Genomic DNA, 22,515 nt, shown 5'->3' on the forward strand with positions numbered 1-22,515 from the left:
ATCTGCTTCATCAGGCGTCTCGGCGGTTGAGATCAGACATTCTGCCAAATCTGGAAGTCCTCTTCAGAGTTTCCCTAAGGGTATTAAGTCGCTGGAAAATGAAAAGCAAGAGCTAGCTGGAAAAATTCTTCAACAGGAAAAATCGTTAGCAAGCAATTTCGACATTCTTACTAATGCCTCGGAAACGGCCAAAAAATACATTCTAAGCAAAATTGAGGAAGTAGCTCACGACTTGGATCAGCTTAAAGCAAAGCATAATGAGATTAGCCTAAGAATTAGTTCGCTGCATCTGGCCAGTAAATCCATGCTTAACGTTATGGGAATTTACAAGCTCCTTTTGAACGAGCATGGGCGAATGCGAGTAAATAATTTCCTAATCGGTCAAAACGTAAGAATTACTATAACGCCTATTAAGAAAAACATTTCATCATGGATGTTCACTTGGCTGATGAGCACATTGACCGCATCAGTTTCACCCCGAATGGATACACTGCCGAAAAGAAGCCCCATCTCTAAATCGCTACCAGCCCTAAAACGCACCCAATCAAAGATTGGGCACCTTTTAGGGCTAATATAAAATTTATTCATGTGCAAAATTCATCGGTTCACCCCTAGCTCTTTGCGATCTGACTTTTTCAGTAAGTTCGCTAATTGGCAATGCCTTGCTGAATAGCCATCCTTGAACAAGTGCATCAGGACAGAAATCAAGAATTGCTTTTTTCTGAGCTTCCGTCTCCACGCCCTCAAAAATTATTTTTGCGTTTAAAGCTTTTGCTATTTCATGAATCTTTTGCAGCACTACTGCTGCCGGAGAGTCTGTTCCAGCAGCTTTTGAGAACGACTTGTCAATTTTTATAATATCAACATTGAGCCCGGCCAGATAGGATAGACTTGAATATCCTGAGCCGAAATCGTCAATTAATACTTTATAACCAGAAGCTCGAATGGACTCAATTTTTTGTTCGACCTGGCTAATTTCAGCCGTTGCCCCTTCAAGAATTTCAATTGCAATCTGGCTAGCTGATACGCCGTGACTTCTTGCTGTATCTGATATGTGTCGAATTAGACCGCCATCCAGCAGGTCCTTGGTTTCAATGTTAAAACTCAAATATACTCCCGGATGGCAAGCCAGGCCTCTCGAACACTCTTCCAAAGCCCTATTAACAATCAGCTTGTTCAGCTTCTCTTGCAAACCAAGAGTTTCCGCTTTTTGGATGAAGACATTTGGAGGGACTGATCCGAATTTCTTATCGTGCCAGCGCGCCAAAACTTCGAACCCGGAAACCTTGCCGGTCTTGCCATGAACAATTGGCTGATATGTAGTTGATATTAGCCCATTTCTAATAGCGTATTTTAAACGATATGAAAGTGAGTTTCTAACTCTACGATATTGGTGGGCAGCATAGAAAGCCAACAAGCCCAAAGAACAGCCAGTTAATGCGACAAACAGGAAAAGAGTAGGTTTGCTGGCCTTGAAAATATTTGCTTGAATGTTCGAGCTAACACAAATGTCGTATTTTTCAGAGCACACTCTTGCAGATGCGCTGCTTAGGATATTTCCTTGCTGAAAATCGCCGAACGTGCGCATGATGGTTTTGCCGTCACGAGAGACAATAAATGCATTTAATTCTGCTGGCGGTGATTCAAAAGGTGCAAATGCGGTGGGTGACGTAACCACAAATGAGTTTTCTTTTGCTGAAACATCAATTTTTATTGCGCCGGGAAAATAGCTTGAAGCTGCACTCCACAGCCTAACATTGTTTTTCGTAAGTCTACCCTCACCAGCCAACCTGAAAGCAGGGATTACGCCCCACATAGCGGAGCAAGTAATAGTGTTGTTTTTTATTCGCCCTGCATCTTTTACAAAGCGATATTCATATAAAACTCGTTTTAACGTGTCTAGGTCAGTTAGCCCGCAAGACTCGTCAGAGGTATTGTTTAGCTCATCAAGTGCAGCTGTAAGGTTTCCTGCGACCATTTCGGCATGATTGAGAATAACCTTAGCGTGGGACTCTATCCTGTTATCTGCACTAGCCAACCATAAAAGCTGTGTCACTCCAAATGAGAACAGCACTCCAACTGTCAGGCATCCAGCTAAATAGCACAGAGTGCTTTTTTCGAGCTTTTTCATGCGCACCGCACCACCCATGATTCCCTATTTCCGCCTTATGCCATATCTCTGTGGGGTTGCATAGGGGCTATATGAGCATTTTCAACCATCACGCTATGCGTGACGGCGCTGGACAAATCCAGCGCCAAATGCTGGCCCTAACAAGTCAGGGCCAGCCGGACAAATCCGGCTAAAAACCAAAGCCTCGGACAAGTCCGAGGCGCTGGACAAATGTAAGGGATCCATCATCCCCACATTCCAAGCGTCCACCTGATTCACGATGCTGCGCTCCCGATTTCTTTCTGGAGCCAGCCCACCATGATGCGTCCCGACAGCAAAGTCGAAAAAGTCTACCTCTATCCCAAGTCCGTGGACTTTCGAAAGTCCATCGACGGGCTCACTGCCCTGGTCGAACTGGATATCAAAGTCGCCGTGTTCGACCCGGTACTTTTCGTCTTCCTCAATAAAGCCCGCAACCGCATTAAGGTGTTGTACTGGGAGCGCAACGGCTTCTGCCTTTGGCTCAAGCGCCTCGAAGCCGAGCGTTTCAAAACCTCCCCCGACGCCACCGACGAAGCTATCATTCTGACCGTCCAGGAACTGAATTGGCTACTCGACGGTTTCGATCTCTGGCGCAACCGTCCGCATCAGGTTTTGACACCCCGTTTCGTCGCTTGAGCCGGTATAATCCGGGCCATGATTTCAGTGCCCGATGACCTTCCTGACGACCCTGCCGCGCTCAAACAACTGCTTGCGCAGTTGTTGGCCGAGCGCACGGTCGATAAAGGCCAGATCGTCGATCTTAAAGAACAGGTCAAGCTGCTGCGCGACCGACTGTTCAATCGCAAGTCGAGCAAACCGTCGAGTCCAACACACCCCAACTGGCGTTGTTTAACGAACCTGAAAGCCAGTGGGTACCTGCCGCTGATGATGCTGACGAAGACGTTGTTGCCCCGACCGAGCCGCGTGGCAAACGCAAACCCCTGTCGGCTGACCTACCACGTATTGAAGTCATTCATGACTTGCCCGATCACGAACTGACTTGCGCCTGTGGTTGCCGCAAACACGTGATTGGCGAGCAAACCAGCGAACAGCTCGACATCGTGCCGATGCAGATCCGTGTGCTCAAACACGTACGCAAAGTCTATGGCTGCCGTGGTTGCGAAACTGCGCCGGTCACCGCTGGCAAGCCGGCGCAATTGATCGAAAAGAGCATGGCCAGTCCCAGCGTGCTGGCCATGTTGCTGACCACCAAGTACGTCGATGGCCTACCGTTGCACCGCTTCGAGACGGTGCTGAGCCGACATGGTATCGAGATTCCCCGGCAAACCCTGGCCCGCTGGGTCAGTGCAGCGAACACGTTCAGCCATTGCTGAACCTGATGCGTGACCGCTTGCTGGAAAGCCCGGTGATCCATTGCGACGAAACTAGAGTGCAGGTGCTCAAAGAGCCGGATCGTGATCCGACCAGTCAATCCTGGATGTGGGTGCAGGCCAGTGGCCCGCCTGATCGACAAGTCGTGCTGTTCGATTACACCACCAGTCGCGCGCAGGAGGTGTCGCTGCGCCTGCTGGAGGGCTATCGCGGCTACGTGATGACCGATGATTACGCTGGCTACAACGCGTTGGCGCTACAGCCGGGTGTTGAACGACTGGCGTGCATGGCGCATGCCCGGCGTAAATTCGTCGAAGCGCAGAAGGTGCAGCCCAAGGGCAAGACCGGTCGCGCCGATGTTGAGCTGACGATGATCAACAAACTGTATGGCATCGAACGCGACCTCAAGGATGCCAGCGATGAACATCGATTTATCGGTCGTCAGGAACGAAGCCTGCCGATCCTTGAGCAGTTGAAAAGTTGGCTCGACAAGACGCACTCGCAAGTGACACCGCAAAGCGTACTGGGCAAGGCGTTGCATTATCTGGCAAACAATTGGAACCGCCTGGAACGCTACGTCGAGGCGGGCCACCTGCCGATCGACAACAACCTGGCAGAGCGGGCCATAAAGCCGTTTGTGATCGGGCGCAAGGCTTGGCTGTTCAGTGACACGCCCAAGGGAGCCACGGCCAGCGCGCAGATCTACAGCTTGGTCGAAACCGCCAAGATCAACGGCCAAGAGTCCTATACGTGGCTGCGCCACGTACTTGAGCGACTGCCGCATGCGTCGTCAGTAGCAGACTACGAAGCGCTGCTGCCATGGAACTGTTCGCCAGAGATGCCACGGTAACCTTGGCTTCCACCTTGCGGTAGGTGGGGTTCATGGATCGGTTACAGACCTTCGCACCTTGGCGAGCCTCCGTGGTGGCGTTCAGGAAGGACAGCGCATGCTGTTCCTGTTCTGGTCACTCAATTTCATGGGTATGAGCTTCCAGGTCAACAGTATGAACTTTTGGGTTGAGGCCAAAGCCGTAGCAGAGAGGTTCTTCCCCAATGGTGATTGGGAAGAAGCGGCGCTTGGAACCGTGTTTGAGAAGGTCTGTCAGCATTGCAGAGGTGAGAAGGTCGAGTTTAATGGGGAAAGCTATAAGCCACTCTACACTCCCCGTAATTCAACGCTGATACGTGCTTTCAATATCACGCCGGAGGAACAACAACACATGATTACTATCATTGATCCAGTGGAAAGAGCACGCCGAGGAAAAGAAAGGAAAATATGGGAGCGCAGGCAGCGTGGAGCGAGTGAACAGAAGAATAGTGATGCCCGAACTAAGTCATGGGAAAAGTTAGGAATAGGCAAAGCGACTTATTGCAAGTGTAAGAACTTACAAAGGCAGCAAACTTGGGGGTTACAAGTAGGGTGAACTACTTCGTTCTGTTATCTAAGGGGATGCTGCGGTGAGGGGGTTTTAAGTATTATTTGAATCTGCCTTTTAGACATGGTTTTGCTCTTGCAATTTCCAGCGCCGAAAGACCATTAAATCATTGTCTTGCTCTTGATTTTTTAAGTTTAAGTTTTACGATATAAAAACAACAATATTAGGCATTACATGACATTTAAAATCTACAATCTCACCCTTAACAATGGACTAAAAAGCGAAATGCAGACCAGGCTGACTATAAAGCAGGGCTTTGATTTTTATCGTATTGAAAATGATAGTTTTTGGGAGTGTTACGCTGGTGAATGGGAGCGTAAAAGTCTCTCTTATAGTGGTATAACCAATCAGCACTATCTTGGTGATCTCAAATTGGACCGTGTAAGTGCATGCCTCTTTTACTATCAGGTTGATGTCTTCCTGCCCTTGCCGTAGTATTTGATAAATTTGTTCATGGTCGTCAGTTTAGTAAAAACCTAAATACTCTTCAGCGTATGTAGTTCGGTGGTGAAAACGAAGAATCTACTCTCAGTTTCAAAAAGCATGAGTTTTCGTTGAATAAATTGGTAGAATGGCATTGGGATAATCATAGGAGGTCGAATATAACAATAGGTAAGGTTTTGGTTACGCCTAAACTACTGGCTGATTTTCAGCAGTCCCTGCTACGAACTGAACAGCAAATAGAAATCCCACCAGAAATGGCCCGAGGGATGTTCTACACTGGAGAGGATGATGCTTTTGCCTTTGGTTAAACAACCCCGTAAGGGGAGCATCTTGGCGAATCCTTCTCCCTCCTAATCCAATAATTTTGCTTAGACCGAGAAAACTTCTCTTCTAAGGTCAATCACCTTTTGGATTTTCTCCCGATAGGTTTTCCAGATGGGTATATCAAAGGATATGCTTTGTTCAACAATCAGGCGTGCATGAGCTTTGCAATGCCCATCAAGAAATCGCCATGCATCCATTTTAATGCTCAAATCGTCTTGATTAAATATTGCAGGATTGAAAGAAAGGAAAAACTCTAAGACTTTAACCCCTTCGATTCGGTCGGATAGAATTATCTTTTCTAATTCACGAATTGAATTGTTGATCTGAATGACTGCGCCTTCATAATTCTTTGCTTTATCCATTGCCACGCACTCCTCTTTTCCCAAGCATATACACAACCTACAAGGCTGTCAATTTATTTGCCATCGCACGAAAGTCTTGGTGAGACAAAAGTTGGAATTTAACTATATCAGGGATAATAGCCCGTGAGGGAACATCTTGGCAAAGGCTGTTCACATATGCACTTAAAATTTTGCTCTGGAATGCGCCATTGGTATTCAAACCAACACGGCGCAAAGCGCGTATCATTTTGGATTGCGCATTCGAATGTGATTTCCTCTGACCAGAGCCTCACATTTTAGTTGGTAAATCTCTCCGACTCGAAAAGCATAAAAGTCTTGTGATTCTACCGGGACAATTTTCTTTTCTATCCTATGGTCTTCATCGTCGAGATCCATAGTGGTGACTAACGCCAAGCAGACAATTCCCTCATAATCGTTCGGGTCATTTCCACTGTCCAAGTCGAAATACCAGTCCTGAACCGATGAAATGCTATGGATTTCGATAATTTTCTGTCGCATCCTTTGCTTCCTGCTTTTGGTGTTTCACGACACTAGAAATAATTCTTTTCCCAAGGCAATAATACTTTGGTCTAATAAAAACCGCCTTGCTAGGCGGTTTGGTCAAGAGCTTTAAGGTGTTGTGCTGCCATTTGCGTTATCTCTACTGAATTTCAGCGCAATAACTCCGCTTCCGTTCGTCCCGCAATAAGTTGATACGTCTGATATTTTATAACAGTCATTGTATTTCACAGTTCCTACGCTATCCCATCCTACTGCTTTTTGAGATTTCACGATGTTCGCACAAACCTCTACCTGCTTCAGATGTGAAACGACTAGCGAGCACCGATACTCGCACCAGCAGATTAAGATTGCGGGCTCGCTGGATGTGATTTCAGGTGGCAAGCCTTGATTCGACTTCCTATCCAGTCACACAGGATCATTCGCACCGAAAGCAGCAGGCTTTCAGTAGATCGCACCGTACTGACTGATCACCACGCCTGAGGTTGTATTCAAATGTTTGGGTTTCTGCACTGCGCATCCAGCCAGTCGATAAACACCCGCAAGCGTGGCGTTAGACGTCGATGGTGGGGGTAGAGGATGGTGATGGGTAAATCCGGCGGTCGATGCTGGGGCAGTACTTCGATCAAGCTCCCGTGTTCCAGTTGACGGGCGACATGGTAATAAGGGACTTGGACGAGGCCGAAGTTAGCCTCGCAGGCAGCCACATAAGATTCTCCATTGTTGACCGCCAGGCTGGCTGGCAGGGTGCGAAGCAACACCTGGCCGTGGACGCAGAACTCCAAAGGTTGCAGCTTGCCGGTGGTGGCCGATAGGTAGTCCACGCAACGCTGCCCTTCGAGTTGTTCGAGCTTGGAGGGAAGGCAATAACGGGCCACATAGTCGGTACTACCGCAGGTGACCTGGCGCAACGGGGGCAAAGGGTGCGCGACCAAGGTTGAGTCCGACAGTTCGCCGACTCTGACCACACAATCGACGCCTTCTTGTACCAGATCAATCATTCGGTCACCGATACCGATCTCCAGCATGATCTCGTGGTAGATTTGGTAAAAGGTGGGCAGTGCCGGGATGACCACCAGACGGCCGAAAGAGGCCGGCCAATTCAGGGCTAATGTAATTGCAGGTCTCATTTCCAGCGGATGGCAGGCTCAGGAAAGTATCGCTTGCCGACTCGAGGGCCAGTTTGCCGGCTTTGGTCGGCACAAAGTCCATTGTCGGCATTTCATCGTTGGTGCCGAGCTTTAGGAGTCTGCCATTGAACGTCACCGTTTTGTCGGTCAGCGTTGGTTGCTTGCAAGGTGTAGCGGCGTGCGGCGGCGGGCACGGTCAGTGATGTCGCTTGATACCGGGCAGTGTTGAGCACCAGCAGGGCGAGGCCGCTCGGTTGCTCACGTAGATGTTGCTAAGAGATCGTAGAGAAAGCGAGCACTAAGCTGTAACGTTTGGATAGGGGGTGAGCATCACTCCACCGGAAACTTGGTCATACGTCCGCGTGGTCGTCGAGTGCATGAAGCTTGATGGGATTATCTCCAAAGTCGTGAGAGTAGATGGAATGTACGGGAGGGCATCTCGATACTTGGTGCTGTTGATCGCAGTCATCTCGCCGTTTGAGGGAGTGATCATGAACGATTTCAGGTAGCATCTCTATTACAAGTCCCCGGCATGGTCGTCGATGAACTTGCTGAGACTTAACCGCATGCGCAATTCGGTCATGGCGTAGGAGCAGTACTGGCATGTCCTTTCAATTTCTAAAGTTGATATCTTCGGCGAGCAGTGACGCCATGGTACAGCCCGACATTCTCATGTGCGAGCCAGAGTCGAGCCATGAGCTTGACTCTGGGTGAGGTCCTGAACCTGCCCGGCTTGGAAGACATGAGGGTCCGTGCAGGCGAGCTTTACTTGCAACGGCGAGTATGCTGGTCCTACGTGGCGGGAAATGAGGGTATCACCGCGTGTAAAATGGGCGGCGAACTAGTATTTATTTCGGAAATCAATTACCTATGTGACGAACGCAAGCTACTCACTTTGGTCGAGACTGGTGCTGTGTTGGGTATTGCCGGGATGGTGGTTCTTACTGGAGGCCCGTTTCCCCAGTGCATCCCGTCTGCAGTGATCGCTCGTGCTGAACAGTTGGGCTTGTCGCTGATCGAGCAGCCCTCTCCGCTGAAGTTGGTGTTTGTGACCCACCTGATCGATACGGCCCTGATGCATATGACTCAAGTGCGGCGCTCACGTAACCACATTCTCGGCCAGTTGCTGACCGGAGATTACCCGAGTCTGGCCATTGCCCGACAGCGGGCTGCGCATCTGCAACTGATGCTTGATATTCCACGGCGACTGGTCGTGCTGCGCTTGTCAGGTATCGAGACGCTGTTTGAGCGCCAAGGCTTGGCCCAAGGCGAGCAGCTGTGGCAAGCCACTCGCCAGTCCATGGAAGACCAACTTGAAGCCTGGGGTCGCAGCCGCCCGGGAACGATGACGGTAGAGATGCCGGGCGACCTCTTCGTGCTACTGCTGGCGGATGCCGATGACCTAACGGCAGCCTTGACCACGTTGCGTCGGCAACTGATCGGAGTGGCAGGGGAGTTGGATATGTACATGGGCCTGTCGAGCGTTGCTGAAGATTGTGGTCATTACCGCCGAGTGCTCAACGAAGCGCGCCAGGCGCTGAATGTGGCGCAGAAACTGCGCCCGGAGAGCGGTTACTGCGATTTCAACGAGTTGGGCGTGTTGGGTTTGCTGCAGGGGGTAGTCGACCGCACGCTCATCGACGACTTCGTCGAAAAGACACTCGGCCCGTTGTTCGTGGCCGGCCGTAAACACCCTAAAGTACTCGTGCATACCCTCGACGCTTTGCTCAAGGAAAATGGCAACGGGCTCAAGGCTGCCCAGCGCCTGGGACTTCACCGTAACACCATCAATCAACGTATCCAGCGCATCGAGCAACTGAGTGGAAAATCCCTGGACGATCCACTTTTTCGTATGAATGCTTCGATCGCTATTATGGTATGGCACATGTCTGTCGCCCGAGGTAAGGAATAATGACATGAACATCATCAATGCGCGCCTGCGTAGCAAGCGTAGTCCGCTTCGTCCTGAATGGCATGACATCTAGCCAGAACCAAGTGATGGTCCAAAACTGTGCGGAATGACCGAGATTCCCCTGCAGAATTGTGGTGGCGCCCTCGTGGAGCGCACATTCACTTGGATGCCCTCACATTGCGGGCCAGCTGAGGGGAGCATGGCGAGGAAATCCTGGGCCGCGCCACGAAAACTAACGACAGGGTTGTTCAGTGAAGTGAAGAGACTACCTTTTTCCGCTCGCCGATTGGTGAGACACCAAAGAAACGACTGTAGCACTTTGAGAAGTGTGCTGGCGAAATGAAACCACAGGCGAGGGCGATATCACGCACTTGGGATTCACTTTGTAGCAATAGTTGCCTAGCCCGTGTCAGGCGTAGTTCCAAGTAATACTGACTCGGTGTGTTTTGAAGATGCTTGTGGAACAAACGCTCCATTTGCCGAACCGAGATCTCATTTAGTTCTGCAAGCTCTTCCAAGGTCATCGGGTCTTCAAGGTTGGCTTCCATGATTGTAACAATCTGACTGAGTTTGGGCTGAGAAGTGCCGAGCTTTTGCCGCAAAGGCACGCGCTGGCGCTCTTGCGAACCACGTACTCGATCACATAACAGCAGTTCAGCCGCATGACTGGCAATGTCCCGTCCGCCAGGTTCTCGGGCAATCAGTTGTAGGATCATGTCCATGGAGGCCACGCCGCCGGAGCTCGTGAAACGGTCACGGTCAAGCTCGAACAGTTGGTTGGAAATGATAATGCCGGGAAATCGCTCTTTTAGCGCCTCGATATCTTCCCAGTGGATGGTGCACCGATAACCCGTGAGCAGATTGGCGCGCGCTAGCAAATGGCTGCCTGTGCAAATTCCGCCCAATGGTACCTGGTCATGTGCCAACTTGCGAAGCCAGTTGAGGATGGGGCGGGTATTGTGGTCGGAGACTATCGGGTTTGGGCCCACCACGAACAGCATGTCCAGCTTTGGGGCATCCTTGATACTGAAATCGGGCAGGATTCGCATGCCGTTGCTGGCACTCACTGGCTCCATGTCGGCTGCAATGATCAGGGTCTGGAACATGGTTTTGCGTGCTGCCAGGTTGGCCATGCGCAAGGTTTCCACCGCCGAGGCGAAGCCAATGGTGGTGAAATTGGGAATGACCAGGAAACCGACGACCTTCAGCGGCGGGGCATCATTGACAGGGTATGCCGGTGCCGACGGCGAGGATTTCAACGTACCCATCAATATGACTCCTTGAATGCAAAAATGACGTGCTCTGCGTCTGTTTGTCGTAAATCGGCAATTCATTATGTTTAGGTTGATGCATTTATCCGAGTGATAGTACACGCAGTGCCTTAGCATTGGGAGGTGCCCCGGCGAAAAGCAAAAAACCCTGCGAAAGTAACGCCTTCGCAGGGTGGGTAATGAGTTGGCCTGGTCAGGCAGGCTTGCTCGCCACCGTGGCCGAAGTGCTCCTTCTAGACGAGAAAATGGCGCTCATGCAGACGATGGACAACGCCAGCGCACCGGTTGCCACCACTTCCATTCGATGCCCTGGCATCATCAGCATCATCGTCAAGATACTGATGATGGAGAAGATGACCAGGTAGCTGAGCCAGGGGAACAGCCACATCTTGAAGTCCAGCGCAGTACCTTGGCTATCCATCCGTTTACGCAGAACCAATTGCGAAACAGCGATTGCCAGATAGACCAGAAGCGCTACCGCCCCCGAACTTGCCAGCAGGAAGGAAAACACCTCGTCGGGAGCAAAGTAATTGAGTGCTGTGGTCAAGAAGCCCACTGCGGTACTGGCCAGCACTGCAATCACTGGCACGCCCGCCGCTGAGGTGCGCTGCAGAACGCGAGGGCCGTCGCCGCGCTTGCTCAGCGAATAGACCATGCGCGATGCGGTGTAGATGGCCGAGTTGAGGCAACTGGCAACGGCAATCAGCACGACGATATCGACGATCATCTTGGCGTGCGGGATGTTCATCAGCTCAAGGGCCCGTTGATAGGAGCCGACCTGCACCAGCATGGGGTCGTTCCAGGGCACGATGGAGATGATCAGGAACACCGAGACGATGTAGAAGATCCCCATTCGCCACACCACGGAATTGGTGGCACGGGTGATTTGCTTGGAGGGGTTTTTCGACTCGGCGGCGGCAATGGTGACAATTTCGGTTCCCATGAAACTGAACACGGTGGTGAGCATGGCACCGATGACAGCGGTCATGCCGTTGGGCATGAAACCACCAAACTCATGACTCAGGTTGACCACACCGCTAACTGAAATATCGGGCAGCGCGCCTGTCAGTGCCAATGCACCCAGAGCAATGAACCCTAGCACCGCGATAACCTTGAGCATCGCAAACCAAAACTCGAATTCACCGTAGCGCGCCACACTGAACAGGTTGGTTACGGTCAGCAAACCGGTCACCACCAGTGCGAATTCCCAGGTTTCTATCGCAGGGAACCAGGCATGCAGAATGGCCGCTGCTGCAATGGCTTCGATTGGAATGACCAGCACCCAGAACCACCAGTACAGCCAGCCAATGGTAAAGCCTGCTGTACGTCCCATTGCGCGCTCGGCGTAGGTGGAGAATGACCCGGTATCTGGCGAGGCCACCGCCATTTCTCCGAGCATGCGCATGACCAGAACGACCAGTGTGCCAGACATGATGTACGCGAGAATTGCCGCAGGACCGGCTGCAGCAATGGCATGCCCCGAGCCGATGAAGAGGCCGGCGCCAATAGCGCCGGCGATTGACAACATGGTGACGTGGCGCTGCTTGAGGCCGGGGGCCAGAGTTGAGTTGCTGGACATGCTAATTACCCTTTTTATTCTTGAGGGAGGGTGAACTGCGAACGGCGGTGCTGCTCTGGGCTGGAGATCGGTGTTATTTCTGCAGGTCGAAGGCCTCCCGCACAGCGCTGCTAATGCCCTCTACGCAAACTCGCAGAATCAACTCGCCTTTTTCTCGGTTGGCGCCCTTAGGCGAGGAAAGCGTTCCGCAGGCGGGGGTGCGTTCAGGGATGATGGGGAAGACATCGTAAGGTGGGAATTTTGCCGGAGGGTGGTCGACGGCGCGGCTCAGGTCGACCTTTTCAGGGTGCAGGGCCAGCATCAGTGAAGTTTCGAAAACGCCACCGTGTTCGATGTCCCAGCCGAGGAAACCTTCGGGGTAGAGCTCTTCGATGACCGCCGGCGCGTTGACGAAATCCCAGTAGGACAGAACGACCACCTTGAAATCGGTGATACCGCCATAACGCAGTTCGCGCAGCGCCAGGTCGATGCCTTCGACGATGAACATCGAGTTTTCATAATGGCCATTCATCAAGACCAGCTTGCGCGCCCCATGCCGGGCGAGTTCGCGGATGATGTCCTGGATGGTATGGGTCAGCGTTGCGCCATCCAGGCTGGTGGTGCCGGGAAAGTGGTTGCCACCTCCCGACTTCTGTTGTGACTTGTAGCCATAGGCCAAGGCGGGTAACACCAAGCCGTCGACTTCTCGCGCTACTGCCTTGCACAGGGCGGTAGGCAATAGCACATCCACCTCCATGCACATGTGATGACCGTGCTGCTCCAAGGCGCCCACCGGCAAGAAAATCGTGCTGCCGGAAGCTACCTTCTGTGCGTACTCAGGCCAGGTGAGTTCGCCAACCACTACGCTTTCGTTCATCGGTTATCTCTCTTTATTCTTGTATTCGTTGAAGTAGTCCGTTTGCAGCGAGCCAGTACATGCAACGATTTGATCAGATCACAACGACATTCACTTGTCAGTTCCCGACCTGAATTTGACAAATGCTGACGGACCTGCGGTCCAGGTGGGTCGGGTGGGGCAGGGGGCGAATTTGACAAATTACAGGTCGGAAAAACACAACTTGCCCTGATGGCAATCTGCTGCAATCGGTAATCACACAGGCGGTGAAAACCTTGGGGAAGCGGGGCGAAAGCGCGGCTGGGCCAAGGCACTTTTGATTACCGAGGGTATCTCCATGACGCGTCGCGCCGATTTTTCACGCCGTACATTCATCAAGAACAGCAGCATTTTGGCCGGTGTGGCGGCGCTCTCCGGGGTACTTCCGAACAGAACCTTTGGCGCAGCCGAAAAAGAACTGGTGATACTGGCGTGGGCAGGCCACGCCGCGCCCGACATCGTCGCGGATTTTGAGCGCGAGCATGGGGTCAAGGTGCGGGCCAAGTACTACACCGGCGGCGATAACATGCTGGGGCTCATTTCGCAGTCACCACCGGGCACCTTCGACCTGATCCTGTCGGATGCCGAGTATGTGCAACAACTCAACGCCGCCGACTATATCGAGCGACTGGACCCTGCCGATTATCCCTTCGATGACTTCTACCCAGAGTTTCAGCACTTTCCAGGGCACTGGCAGGGCGATGAACTGTATTCGGTCATGGTCCGCTTCGGCTTTCTCGGTATCGCCTTCAATACCCAGTTGCTGCCGGAGTCCAAGGCGAAAAGCTACCAGGTGTTCTGGGACGATAGCCTCAAGGGCAAGGTCGGCCACTTCGACTGGCACCTGCCAAACCTGGGCCAGATCAGTTTGCTCAATGGCAACAGGCTGCCCTACGACATCGACGCGGCGCACTGGAAGAGGCTCCAGGACAAAACCATGAGCCTACGCGGACACGTGGCCGGGTTCTTCGATTATGGCGGTACCTTCTCCTCCCTGAAAAACGGCCAGATCCACGCGATGTGTGGCATTGGCGACTGGATTACCGGGGTCTTGCAGCGTGCCGGGGCACCGGTAAAAACAGTGATACCCGAGGAGGGCGGCCTGCAATGGACCGAGTCTTATTGCATCACCAAGAAAGCCCGCAGCCCGGAACTTGCGAAGAAGTTCATTCAATACATCACCTCCCCTGAAGGCCAGGTGAAGTCGGCGAAGATGGAGGCTTACCCAGCGCTGATTCCCAATAAGCGCGGCTGGGAGTTGCTGAACAAGACCGACCTTGCCGAAGCCAGACGCCAAGGCATGGTACTGGGCCAGCGCAATGTCATGGACGACATCCGCGAGGGGCGTATTCAGTATCGCGCGCTCCCCATGCAGCAGAGCCTGGAGGACTGGAACGACTTCTGGTCGCAGTACAAGGGCGCTTGATGGCGCCTACATAGGAGCGGCGTAATGATTTCGAACAAGCTATCGCCCCCACTGCCCGCCAGTGAGGAGCCTGCACGCACGCGTGGGCAGTTCGGCAAGCGCACCTGGCGCTTACCGGGGTATGGGCTGATCTTGTCGCTGCCGATAGTGGTCTGGCAGTTACTGTTTTTTGTAGCGCCCTTGCTGTTTCTGCTGACCATCAGTTTTTGGCTGGTGCGCAACTTTCGCATGGTCCCTGCGTTCGAGTGGCTGAACTGGAGGTACCTGTTCAGCCGCGAGTACTTCTGGGATGCCTACTTGCACACCTGGGCGATGGCGGCGGGGGCCAGTGTGCTGATCAGTGCCGTAGCCTTTCCGTGCGCCTATACCATTGCCTTCAAGTTCCGCGAATCGACCCGGCAATGGTTGGTGCTGTTGTTGATCACGCCATTTTTTACCAGTTACCTAGTGCGCACCTATTCCTGGCAAGTCTTTCTCAGTGACCAGGGGCTGCTCAATAGCGCCCTGGCGTTGCTGGGGATTGGGCCGTTGCCCTTGCTCAATACCAGTTTTGGTAGCTATGTGGGTTACTTCACCCTGTGCCTGCCGCTGGTGGTGTTGCTGCAGTTGTTCAGCCTCATGTACATCGACCGCACGCTGATCGAAGCTGCCCACAACTTGCGCGCGGGCCGTCTGCGCACGGTATTTGGGGTAGTGATTCCATCGGCGCGGGTCGGCATCGTCATCGCCGCACTGTTCTGTTTCATCATGACCTTCGGTGACTTTGTCAGCCCGCTCTATCTGGGGGGCGGCCAACCACCAACCTTGAGCACCCTGATTACCGACACGACCAAATCGGGGCAGCAATGGCCACGCGCGGCGGTTATTGCCACGACGATGATCGTGACCTTGCTGGCCACGGCGTTCCTGATGGTTCGCCACGCCTACAGGAGGCGCGCATGAACGAACACCGTGTCATCAACTTCATGCTGCGCAGCTTCGTCGTCCTGGTGTTCTTGTTCATCCTCACGCCTATCATTGGCAGCTTCGTGTTTTCCTTCAACGTCGACCGCTTCCCATCCTTGCCCCTGGGTGGCTTCAGTTTGCGCTGGTACGAAGCGATTGCCGCCGACCCGCAAGTCTGGCAAGCCTTCAACAACAGCCTGGTCGTCGGTGTGGTGGTATCGCTGGTTTCCACGCTGCTGGGCTTCACTGCCGCCTATACCGACTTTCGTTATCACTTTTTTGGCAAGTCGGTGTACATGGCATTGGCACTGCTGCCTCCTACCATTCCGGTGGTGATTCTGGGCCTGGCGATGCTCGCGTTCTTGTCGCGAATCGGCCTGTCCGGCGAGCTGTATGCCGTCATGATCTGCCACATCGTCATGTGCTCACCATTCGCCATGGCGGTGATTCGCATGCGCCTGGCGCAGATGGACCCGCAACTGGAGGCCGCCGCCTGGAACCTGAGCGCCAGCCAATGGCAGGCCATGCGCTGCGTGATCCTGCCGTTCACCGCCCCGAGCATTTTCGCCGCACTGTTCGTGACCATGGCCGTGTCGTTCGACGAGTTCGCGGTGGCCTGGTTCGTTTCGGGCCTTAACGAGACAGTCCCGGTACGCATCCTCAATACTTTGCAAGGGCAGGTCAGCCCGACCATCAATGCGATAGGCACGATCGTTTTCATCACCACGATCACGCTGACGATCGTTGCCCAGGTTTTGCTCATGCGCCGGCAGAAGAAACCGGCTGACGGCAAAAAAAGCTGAACATCCCATGCCGACGCAGGAGCTCCCCATGACTCAACCGTTAGTGGTATTCGATAACGTGACCAAACACTTCGGCAGTTACGTCGCTGTCGAACCGATGAACCTGGAAATCTACAAGGGCGAGTTCGTCGCGATCATGGGCTCCAGTGGCTGTGGTAAAACCACCACGCTGCGCATGCTTGCCGGGCTCGACAAGCCCAGCAGCGGTGAAATTCGCTTGAACGGCGAGCGCGTCAACGACCTGTATTCCTGGCAAAGGGACACCCCGCTGGTGTGGCAGAACCTGGCGCTGTTCCCCTTTCTGAGCGTGCTTGAAAACGTTGAGTTCGGTTTGCGCATGCGCGGCATGGGCAAAGCTGAACGGCGCAAAAAAGCCCTGCACTGGCTAGAGCGCCTGGACCTGGGCGAGTTTGCCAACCGTGATATCAGCATGCTTTCTGGCGGGCAACGGCAGCGGGTGGCGCTGGCGCGTTCACTGGTCACCGAGCCCCCGATACTGCTGCTGGACGAACCGCTCAGTGCCCTCGATGCGCACTTGAGCGTGCGCATGCAGGCGGTGTTGACTGGGTTGCAGAAGGACCTTGGCATCACCTTCGTCTATGTCACCCACAGCCAATCCGAAGCCTTCGCCATGGCTGACCGCGTGGTGATCATGAGCCGTGGCCGGGTTGAGCAGATTGGCACGCCCAAGGATATTTTCTTCGAACCGCACAACCGTTTTGTCGCTGAATTCGTCGGCGGCAAGAACATGCTTGGCGGCGTTGTGCTTGGCTTCGACGACACCGGGCTGGTGCAACTGGACTCGGCGTATGGTCGCTTTCTGGCACGCTTGCCCGAAGACCGATCTGTTGCGGTAGGGGAAGAGGTCACCCTGTGCATCAGTGCCGAACATATCAACCTCGCCGCGCAACCGACCACAGCCAGCCGCCTGGCGTGTACCGTGATGGGGGAGGAATTCATTGGGTCAATGGTCAACATATACCTGGAAGCCGCCAACGGGCTGGAACTGCAAGTGCAGAAGCCGTACGCGGATTACGACCTACTTGGGCTCAAGAGCGGGCAGAGGGTGCATGTCGGGTGGGACGATGCGCGGGCGCTGATTTTACGTGGCAATTAGAGGTCGATATCTGACATCTGCGCAGGGGCGGCAGCGTGGACAATTGTAGACGTACCCACGCCCAGTTGACCCGAAGGAGGCAGTACATGCAGCAATTGACTGAAACCAGCGAAAACCTGGCCAGCGCCGTGCGTATTGGCTTCCTGCTGGCCGAAGGGTTCGATTTCTATGCCTTGGCCGCTGCGCTGGAACCCTTGCGCCATGCCAACGACGTGGCCCGCTGCGTGGTCTGCGAATGGCAGATACTGAGCCTTGAGGGCCAGCCGCTGAAGGCCAACAATGGCATCGTGGCGGCCACCTTGCAACTGAGCCAGGCCAAGCCCCTCGATGTGCTGATTCTGTGCCTTGGCAGTGAATTGCAGTTGTGTACCGACGACAGTGTCCGCGAATCGCTGGCGCTGCTGACCAAACCGACCTGCCGCACGCTCGATGTCGGCGAATTGGCCGAATTGATCAGCGTTGCCCGGTTGTCCCCGTAGCGCGTGTTCACCCGCTACCAGAGCTGAACCTGCCTCGATAATTATATTGATCCGCGCCTGCAATGGGTGCGACATCGCGCGTTTCCTCTCCTTCATTCCCCCTCATCCATACCTCTGCCTGTTCTTGCCGCAGCGAGGCCTGTACGGCAGTGGCGGGCAATATTGTCCTTTCCACAGCGGCGTTTACAGCAAGGCGGATCTGATCATCTAGGGGTCGGATTCGCGCAAAAAAGGCCGCCTTTTATCTGTTCGAATGATCTCCAGTGGCACCCAAAACAGGGCCTCTCTACTGATCACCTACCAAGGAGTGAAGACATGCAAATGCCGAAAACAATACAGATTCAAAACGGCGAAAAAGTTAAGCCGACGTTCTCGCACCAGGAATACGCCAACCGTCAATCCAAGTTGCGCAGCTATCTGGCCCAGAACAATATCGACGCCGCCGTCTTCACGTCTTATCACAACATCAACTACTACAGCGATTTCCTGTATTGCTCGTTTGGCCGTCCTTATGCCCTTGTGGTGACTCAGGACGCCGTGGTGTCGATCAGCGCTAACATCGACGGTGGCCAGCCATGGCGGCGTACCGTGGGCACCGAAAACATCATCTACACTGACTGGCAGCGCGATAACTACTTTGTCGCGATTCAACAAGCCTTGCCCAAGGCCGGACGTATCGGGATCGAGTTCGACCACTTGAACCTGGTCAACCGCGACAAATTGGCCAGCCGTTATCCCCAGGCCGAGCTGGTGGACGTCGCCGCGCCATGCATGCGCATGCGCATGATCAAGTCGGCTGAAGAACACGCCATCATTCGTCACGGTGCCCGCGTTGCCGATATCGGTGGTGCTGCGGTGGTTGAGGCTCTGCGTGACCAGGTGCCTGAGTACGAAGTGGCGCTGCATGCCACCCAGGCCATGGTCCGTGAAATTGCCCGTACTTTCCCCGATTCCGAACTGATGGACACCTGGACCTGGTTCCAGTCTGGTATCAACACCGATGGCGCGCATAACCCGGTAACCTCTCGCAAGGTCAATAAGGGCGACATTCTGAGCCTCAACTGCTTCCCGATGATCGCCGGTTACTACACCGCGCTGGAGCGCACGTTGTTCCTCGACCATTGCTCCGATGAGCACCTGCGCCTGTGGGAGGTCAACGTCAAGGTCCACGAGGCCGGACTGAAGCTGATCAAGCCAGGCATGCGTTGCAGCGATATTGCCCATCAGTTGAACGAGATTTTCCTCGAGCACGACTTGCTGCAATACCGCACCTTCGGTTATGGCCATTCGTTCGGCACCCTGAGCCATTATTACGGCCGTGAAGCTGGTCTTGAGCTGCGCGAAGACATCGACACCGTGCTGGAACCTGGCATGGTCGTGTCCATCGAGCCGATGATCATGCTGCCCGAAGGGCTGCCGGGTGCGGGTGGTTACCGCGAGCATGATATTCTGATCGTCAATGAAAACGGCGCTGAAAACATCACCAAGTTCCCATACGGCCCAGAACACAACATCATCAAGAAGTAACCGAGCAAGCCGCACAGGAAACTGTGCGGCTTTTTTTATCAGTATGTCGTTGTCCATGCCCAAGGTTCAAGGAGGACATGTGTGGAGTACACTACAGCGCACGCTCGCAATGAACGGGGGCTGCCGCAACCTTGCAAAATTGCCAAGGGTTCGCGGCTTTTTTATTTCGCCTGCAGCATCATTTTCGTAGCCTTCAACCTTCGCACTGCATACCCAAGCCTCGGCGCTGTGCTTGCCGATATATCCAGCGACCTAGGCCTGACGCCTGCCGTCGCCAGTGCAATTACCACGCTGCCTGTACTTTGCCTGGGGTTGTTCGCGCCCGTGGCGCCCTGGCTTGCCCGCAAAATAGGCACAGAGCGCACGATATTGGTATTGATGGTGGCATTGTCCGTAGGGCTATTGATACGTGGCGCCGGGAACGTCAGCGGCCTGCTGGTCGGTTCGATCGTCATTGGCAGCGCCATCGCAATCATCAATGTATTGCTCCCTGGGCTTATCAAACGCGACTTCGCCAAGATCACCGGGCTGATGGCCGGCCTCTACTCCATGGCGCTGTTGAGCGGGGCGGCGACTGCCGCAGGGTTCACCCTGGCGCTGCAAAGCACCTTGGGCGGTGGCTGGACGACGGCGTTGGCGCTGTGGTCAGTGCCGGCAGCGGCAGCCTGTGCCTGCTGGCTTTTCCAACTGCCCAAGGGCAGTGCGCTGGCACCCAAGGCTGCGCCGCGCGTACGAGGGGTGTGGCGCTGCGCGCTAGCCTGGCAACTCACGCTGTTCATGGTGCTGCAATCGATGTATTCGTTTACCGTGTTTGGCTGGCTCGCCCCGTTTCTGAATGGGCGGGGGATGACACCGCTGGAGTCCAGCGTCATCGTCTCCAGTTCAATCCTGCTACAAATGGTCGCTTGTCTGTTCGGGCCGCTGATAGCCACACGCTTGCCGAATCAATCCTGGTTCAATGTTGTTGTGGTGGTGCTCACCACGGTCGGTTTTCTCGGCTGCCTGTCCGCGCCGCTCGACACGGTATGGCTGTGGGGCGGGGTACAAGGCATCGGGCAAGGTGCCTTGACTTCCATTGCCATCACCATGATTGTGCTGCGCTCGGCAAACGCACAGGTTGCGGCAGAACTTTCGAGCATGGTGCAAGGCGTCGGCTATGGCCTGGGCGCACTCGGGCCGTTGCTAGTCGGGGTGCTTTATACGCCGGTCATTGGCTATGCGCACGTTGAGATATTTCTTAGCGGGGTAGGCGTAGCGATGCTGTATTTCGGATATACCTCGGGTCGACGCCGACTCGTGGCAGCCCGCCATTAGCGCTATCCTCCAGCTGACACCTAGTCACCGGAGCGCTCGGAACATCAAGCGAAGCGGTACAGATCCACTTGGAAATTGACGCAGAAAAGATGAAGCTGCGGCTACAGACTGTCGAGCATCTTTTTGGAACTCCCAAATACTGGATGAGAAGCACCCACTTCCTGGCCAAAGCCCTGCCCAGATCCAACTACCCGATTATCCCGATGAAGCAGATGACCTTCGCCGATGCTGAGTCCGCCGGTATGTGTGAGCAGACCCGCAATGAGTTGTTTCTTATCGAGAAGGATCAAGTGATTCCATGGAAGGATTTGATTGCTCTGATTTAGCCGCACTACGCGAAAGTCGAAGGCGGTCTTCCAGCCTATAAACGCGGTTCCCTGGCAGAGCTCGTTGCATAGGGGCGTGCGTGTTTCCTCGGAGATCAGGTGCTCCACCATGTTGCAATGCTCAGCAGCGCAACGCCAAACCCCAATGCCACCACAGCGCCCGGTCGGGAGGCCGAGCTTTCTTCGCGGATGTGCCGCGCTGACCTGCGATAGCCGCCGCCAATCAACAGCGAATAGACGGTGCCGATAGCCACTGCCATGAGCATGAGTGTGGTCATGGCAACGTAATGGGCCAGGGGATGACGAAAAACGATGCATCCCAATACCAAGGTAGACAGCACCGTGCGCTCCCAGGTCAACGCCGTGCGCTCGGGCTGCAGGCCTTGGTCGTCATGCAGGGGCATGTTGGGTGTCCTCAAGGCAGCAACAGCAGGGTGGAAACGATCAGCCCGAACAAGCCCAGCAGCGGTGCCAGGATCGGGTACGGAAGCGCTTGCCGATGACGCAGGGCGCGCTCGACGTTGAGCCAGCGTAGGGTCGCATTGACGCTCACTAGCAACGCCATGCCAGTCAGGGCATGGGACAGCAGCGTTTGTGGGCGGCCGGCCAACAGCTCCAGCGGCAGTGCATCCAGTGCGATGCCGCTGGCTAGCAGGGCAAGGGCCGTGCGGATCCAGGCCAGAAAGGTGCGTTCATTGGCGAGCGTGAAGCGTGGGTCGGGCTCGCATCCATCGGCCAGTGCAAAGACCTGACGGAATCTGGATTTAAACGATTTTTCAGCGGGTGGATGCTGCATGGCAACAAACCTTCTATTTAAACGCCGGTGTTGTACGGTCGATTGACCGCCTGCGTTGGCATTCTGAATGGTTTTGTTTGTCTGGCTAGGGCAGTTCTTGCTGAATGCTATGCACTTCTTGGCAACGGCCTTGCTAAAAAAGCACAGCGTTGCTCGAATATCTGCATAGCCCACACATTGGGCGGTTGGCTAAGGTCAGGCTGGGTAAAGTCTTGCAAGAAAAGTCGGATCACAGCCTGTACCTTTGGTCCGAGGCTAGTGGAGTCTATATGGATGCTGCTGAGCTGGTGAAGAGCCAGGCAACCACCTGTAGAGAGACGATGGTCATTGTAATTCTAAATGGAGAATCTGGTATTCGATATAGAATTTTTTCCTATAAATTGCCAAGCTATAGGGAAACTCTGAAGAGGACTTCCAGATTTGGCAGAATGTCTGATCTCAACCGCCGAGACGCCTGATGAAGCAGAT

Annotated in this window: 19 protein-coding genes and 3 pseudogenes; 13 read left to right on the forward strand and 9 right to left on the reverse strand. The window is 54.0% G+C overall.

The window, feature by feature from the left end:
• Nucleotides 1-577: pseudogene (locus AC07XM_RS28570) on the forward strand (hypothetical protein); the annotation flags it as partial.
• A 3-nt stretch (nucleotides 578-580) separates the two neighbouring features.
• Here the strand turns inward: AC07XM_RS28570 and AC07XM_RS28575 are convergent.
• Nucleotides 581-2,131: an EAL domain-containing protein gene (locus tag AC07XM_RS28575; RefSeq protein ID WP_158248172.1), complete on the reverse strand. Its 1,551-nt coding sequence runs from the start codon at nucleotides 2,129-2,131 to the stop codon at nucleotides 581-583.
• Nucleotides 2,132-2,428: 297 nt separating this feature from the next.
• Here AC07XM_RS28575 and tnpB point away from each other — a divergent pair, with 297 nt between their 5' ends.
• The 3 genes and pseudogenes from tnpB to AC07XM_RS28590 all read left to right on the forward strand — a co-directional run bounded on the left by tnpB (nucleotide 2,429) and on the right by AC07XM_RS28590 (nucleotide 4,908).
• Nucleotides 2,429-2,788 (forward strand): IS66 family insertion sequence element accessory protein TnpB, encoded by a 360-nt coding sequence (gene tnpB / locus AC07XM_RS28580; RefSeq protein WP_028699721.1) that lies wholly within the window; start codon nucleotides 2,429-2,431, stop codon nucleotides 2,786-2,788.
• Between the two features lie 18 nt (nucleotides 2,789-2,806).
• Nucleotides 2,807-4,334: pseudogene (gene tnpC / locus AC07XM_RS28585) on the forward strand (IS66 family transposase).
• Between the two features lie 97 nt (nucleotides 4,335-4,431).
• A complete protein-coding gene (locus tag AC07XM_RS28590; RefSeq protein WP_102690081.1) occupies nucleotides 4,432-4,908 on the forward strand; it encodes a hypothetical protein in 477 nt (158 codons plus the stop codon).
• Nucleotides 4,909-5,732: 824 nt separating this feature from the next.
• Here the strand turns inward: AC07XM_RS28590 and AC07XM_RS28595 are convergent.
• The 3 genes from AC07XM_RS28595 to AC07XM_RS28605 form a co-directional block, all read right to left on the reverse strand.
• Nucleotides 5,733-6,056, reverse strand: coding sequence for a hypothetical protein (locus AC07XM_RS28595; protein ID WP_146024559.1), 324 nt, complete (start codon nucleotides 6,054-6,056; stop codon nucleotides 5,733-5,735).
• 216 nt (nucleotides 6,057-6,272) lie between these two features.
• On the reverse strand, nucleotides 6,273-6,548 hold the full coding sequence (locus AC07XM_RS28600; RefSeq protein ID WP_028699718.1) for a hypothetical protein: 276 nt from the start codon (nucleotides 6,546-6,548) through the stop codon (nucleotides 6,273-6,275).
• 491 nt (nucleotides 6,549-7,039) lie between these two features.
• Nucleotides 7,040-7,678, reverse strand: coding sequence for a LysR substrate-binding domain-containing protein (locus AC07XM_RS28605; RefSeq protein ID WP_080694020.1), 639 nt, complete (start codon nucleotides 7,676-7,678; stop codon nucleotides 7,040-7,042).
• Nucleotides 7,679-8,372: 694 nt separating this feature from the next.
• Between AC07XM_RS28605 and AC07XM_RS28610 the strand changes: the two genes are divergently transcribed.
• Nucleotides 8,373-9,590 (forward strand): PucR family transcriptional regulator, encoded by a 1,218-nt coding sequence (locus tag AC07XM_RS28610; protein ID WP_102690079.1) that lies wholly within the window; start codon nucleotides 8,373-8,375, stop codon nucleotides 9,588-9,590.
• Between the two features lie 248 nt (nucleotides 9,591-9,838).
• On the opposite strand, the gene cahR is transcribed toward AC07XM_RS28610, so the two are convergent.
• The 3 genes from cahR to AC07XM_RS28625 form a co-directional block, all read right to left on the reverse strand.
• Entirely contained in the window at nucleotides 9,839-10,858 is a 1,020-nt protein-coding gene (cahR, locus tag AC07XM_RS28615; RefSeq protein ID WP_102690078.1) for a transcriptional regulator CahA, read from the reverse strand.
• Nucleotides 10,859-11,054: 196 nt separating this feature from the next.
• Nucleotides 11,055-12,440: a GABA permease gene (gene gabP / locus AC07XM_RS28620; protein ID WP_075045747.1), complete on the reverse strand. Its 1,386-nt coding sequence runs from the start codon at nucleotides 12,438-12,440 to the stop codon at nucleotides 11,055-11,057.
• 73 nt (nucleotides 12,441-12,513) lie between these two features.
• Nucleotides 12,514-13,296, reverse strand: coding sequence for a creatininase (locus AC07XM_RS28625; RefSeq protein WP_016488025.1), 783 nt, complete (start codon nucleotides 13,294-13,296; stop codon nucleotides 12,514-12,516).
• Nucleotides 13,297-13,612: 316 nt separating this feature from the next.
• Here AC07XM_RS28625 and AC07XM_RS28630 point away from each other — a divergent pair, with 316 nt between their 5' ends.
• The 8 genes and pseudogenes from AC07XM_RS28630 to AC07XM_RS28665 all read left to right on the forward strand — a co-directional run.
• Complete coding sequence (locus AC07XM_RS28630; protein WP_102690077.1) at nucleotides 13,613-14,740, forward strand: polyamine ABC transporter substrate-binding protein; 1,128 nt, start codon at nucleotides 13,613-13,615, stop codon at nucleotides 14,738-14,740.
• A gap of 24 nt (nucleotides 14,741-14,764) precedes the next feature.
• The gene (locus AC07XM_RS28635; protein ID WP_102690076.1) at nucleotides 14,765-15,682 is read left to right on the forward strand and encodes an ABC transporter permease; all 918 of its coding nucleotides are present in this window, start codon (nucleotides 14,765-14,767) and stop codon (nucleotides 15,680-15,682) included.
• Nucleotides 15,679-16,488, forward strand: coding sequence for an ABC transporter permease (locus tag AC07XM_RS28640; RefSeq protein WP_102690075.1), 810 nt, complete (start codon nucleotides 15,679-15,681; stop codon nucleotides 16,486-16,488). Before AC07XM_RS28635 ends, AC07XM_RS28640 begins: the two co-directional genes overlap by 4 nt.
• A gap of 28 nt (nucleotides 16,489-16,516) precedes the next feature.
• Nucleotides 16,517-17,605, forward strand: a complete 1,089-nt coding sequence (locus AC07XM_RS28645; RefSeq protein ID WP_075045745.1) for an ABC transporter ATP-binding protein — start codon at nucleotides 16,517-16,519, stop codon at nucleotides 17,603-17,605.
• Nucleotides 17,606-17,691: 86 nt separating this feature from the next.
• Entirely contained in the window at nucleotides 17,692-18,084 is a 393-nt protein-coding gene (locus tag AC07XM_RS28650; RefSeq protein WP_102690074.1) for a type 1 glutamine amidotransferase family protein, read from the forward strand.
• Between the two features lie 315 nt (nucleotides 18,085-18,399).
• Complete coding sequence (creA, locus tag AC07XM_RS28655; RefSeq protein WP_016488019.1) at nucleotides 18,400-19,611, forward strand: creatinase; 1,212 nt, start codon at nucleotides 18,400-18,402, stop codon at nucleotides 19,609-19,611.
• A gap of 81 nt (nucleotides 19,612-19,692) precedes the next feature.
• Entirely contained in the window at nucleotides 19,693-20,925 is a 1,233-nt protein-coding gene (locus AC07XM_RS28660) for a CynX/NimT family MFS transporter (protein ID WP_102690073.1), read from the forward strand.
• A gap of 203 nt (nucleotides 20,926-21,128) precedes the next feature.
• Nucleotides 21,129-21,248 (forward strand): annotated as a pseudogene (locus tag AC07XM_RS28665) (IS5/IS1182 family transposase); the annotation flags it as partial.
• A 98-nt stretch (nucleotides 21,249-21,346) separates the two neighbouring features.
• Here the strand turns inward: AC07XM_RS28665 and AC07XM_RS28670 are convergent.
• Both AC07XM_RS28670 and AC07XM_RS28675 read right to left on the reverse strand, forming a co-directional pair.
• Nucleotides 21,347-21,655, reverse strand: a complete 309-nt coding sequence (locus tag AC07XM_RS28670; protein ID WP_102690072.1) for a DUF202 domain-containing protein — start codon at nucleotides 21,653-21,655, stop codon at nucleotides 21,347-21,349.
• Nucleotides 21,656-21,666: 11 nt separating this feature from the next.
• The gene (locus AC07XM_RS28675; protein WP_084785226.1) at nucleotides 21,667-22,047 is read right to left on the reverse strand and encodes a YidH family protein; all 381 of its coding nucleotides are present in this window, start codon (nucleotides 22,045-22,047) and stop codon (nucleotides 21,667-21,669) included.
• Between the last annotated feature and the right edge of the window lie 468 nt (nucleotides 22,048-22,515).

Source organism: Pseudomonas sp. GW460-LB5 (genome assembly GCF_059423245.1).

What these genes read in the sequence shown, in the direction of transcription:
- AC07XM_RS28575 (WP_158248172.1), bottom strand. Translation starts at nt 2,131, where the DNA reads ATGAAAAAGCTCGAAAAAAGCACTCTGTGCTATTTAGCTGGATGCCTG.
- tnpB (WP_028699721.1), top strand. Translation starts at nt 2,429, where the DNA reads ATGATGCGTCCCGACAGCAAAGTCGAAAAAGTCTACCTCTATCCCAAG.
- AC07XM_RS28590 (WP_102690081.1), top strand. Translation starts at nt 4,432, where the DNA reads ATGCTGTTCCTGTTCTGGTCACTCAATTTCATGGGTATGAGCTTCCAG.
- AC07XM_RS28600 (WP_028699718.1), bottom strand. Translation starts at nt 6,548, where the DNA reads ATGCGACAGAAAATTATCGAAATCCATAGCATTTCATCGGTTCAGGAC.
- AC07XM_RS28605 (WP_080694020.1), bottom strand. Translation starts at nt 7,678, where the DNA reads ATGAGACCTGCAATTACATTAGCCCTGAATTGGCCGGCCTCTTTCGGC.
- AC07XM_RS28610 (WP_102690079.1), top strand. Translation starts at nt 8,373, where the DNA reads ATGAGCTTGACTCTGGGTGAGGTCCTGAACCTGCCCGGCTTGGAAGAC.
- cahR (WP_102690078.1), bottom strand. Translation starts at nt 10,858, where the DNA reads ATGGGTACGTTGAAATCCTCGCCGTCGGCACCGGCATACCCTGTCAAT.
- gabP (WP_075045747.1), bottom strand. Translation starts at nt 12,440, where the DNA reads ATGTCCAGCAACTCAACTCTGGCCCCCGGCCTCAAGCAGCGCCACGTC.
- AC07XM_RS28625 (WP_016488025.1), bottom strand. Translation starts at nt 13,296, where the DNA reads ATGAACGAAAGCGTAGTGGTTGGCGAACTCACCTGGCCTGAGTACGCA.
- AC07XM_RS28630 (WP_102690077.1), top strand. Translation starts at nt 13,613, where the DNA reads ATGACGCGTCGCGCCGATTTTTCACGCCGTACATTCATCAAGAACAGC.
- AC07XM_RS28635 (WP_102690076.1), top strand. Translation starts at nt 14,765, where the DNA reads ATGATTTCGAACAAGCTATCGCCCCCACTGCCCGCCAGTGAGGAGCCT.
- AC07XM_RS28640 (WP_102690075.1), top strand. Translation starts at nt 15,679, where the DNA reads ATGAACGAACACCGTGTCATCAACTTCATGCTGCGCAGCTTCGTCGTC.
- AC07XM_RS28645 (WP_075045745.1), top strand. Translation starts at nt 16,517, where the DNA reads ATGACTCAACCGTTAGTGGTATTCGATAACGTGACCAAACACTTCGGC.
- AC07XM_RS28650 (WP_102690074.1), top strand. Translation starts at nt 17,692, where the DNA reads ATGCAGCAATTGACTGAAACCAGCGAAAACCTGGCCAGCGCCGTGCGT.
- creA (WP_016488019.1), top strand. Translation starts at nt 18,400, where the DNA reads ATGCAAATGCCGAAAACAATACAGATTCAAAACGGCGAAAAAGTTAAG.
- AC07XM_RS28670 (WP_102690072.1), bottom strand. Translation starts at nt 21,655, where the DNA reads ATGCCCCTGCATGACGACCAAGGCCTGCAGCCCGAGCGCACGGCGTTG.
- AC07XM_RS28675 (WP_084785226.1), bottom strand. Translation starts at nt 22,047, where the DNA reads ATGCAGCATCCACCCGCTGAAAAATCGTTTAAATCCAGATTCCGTCAG.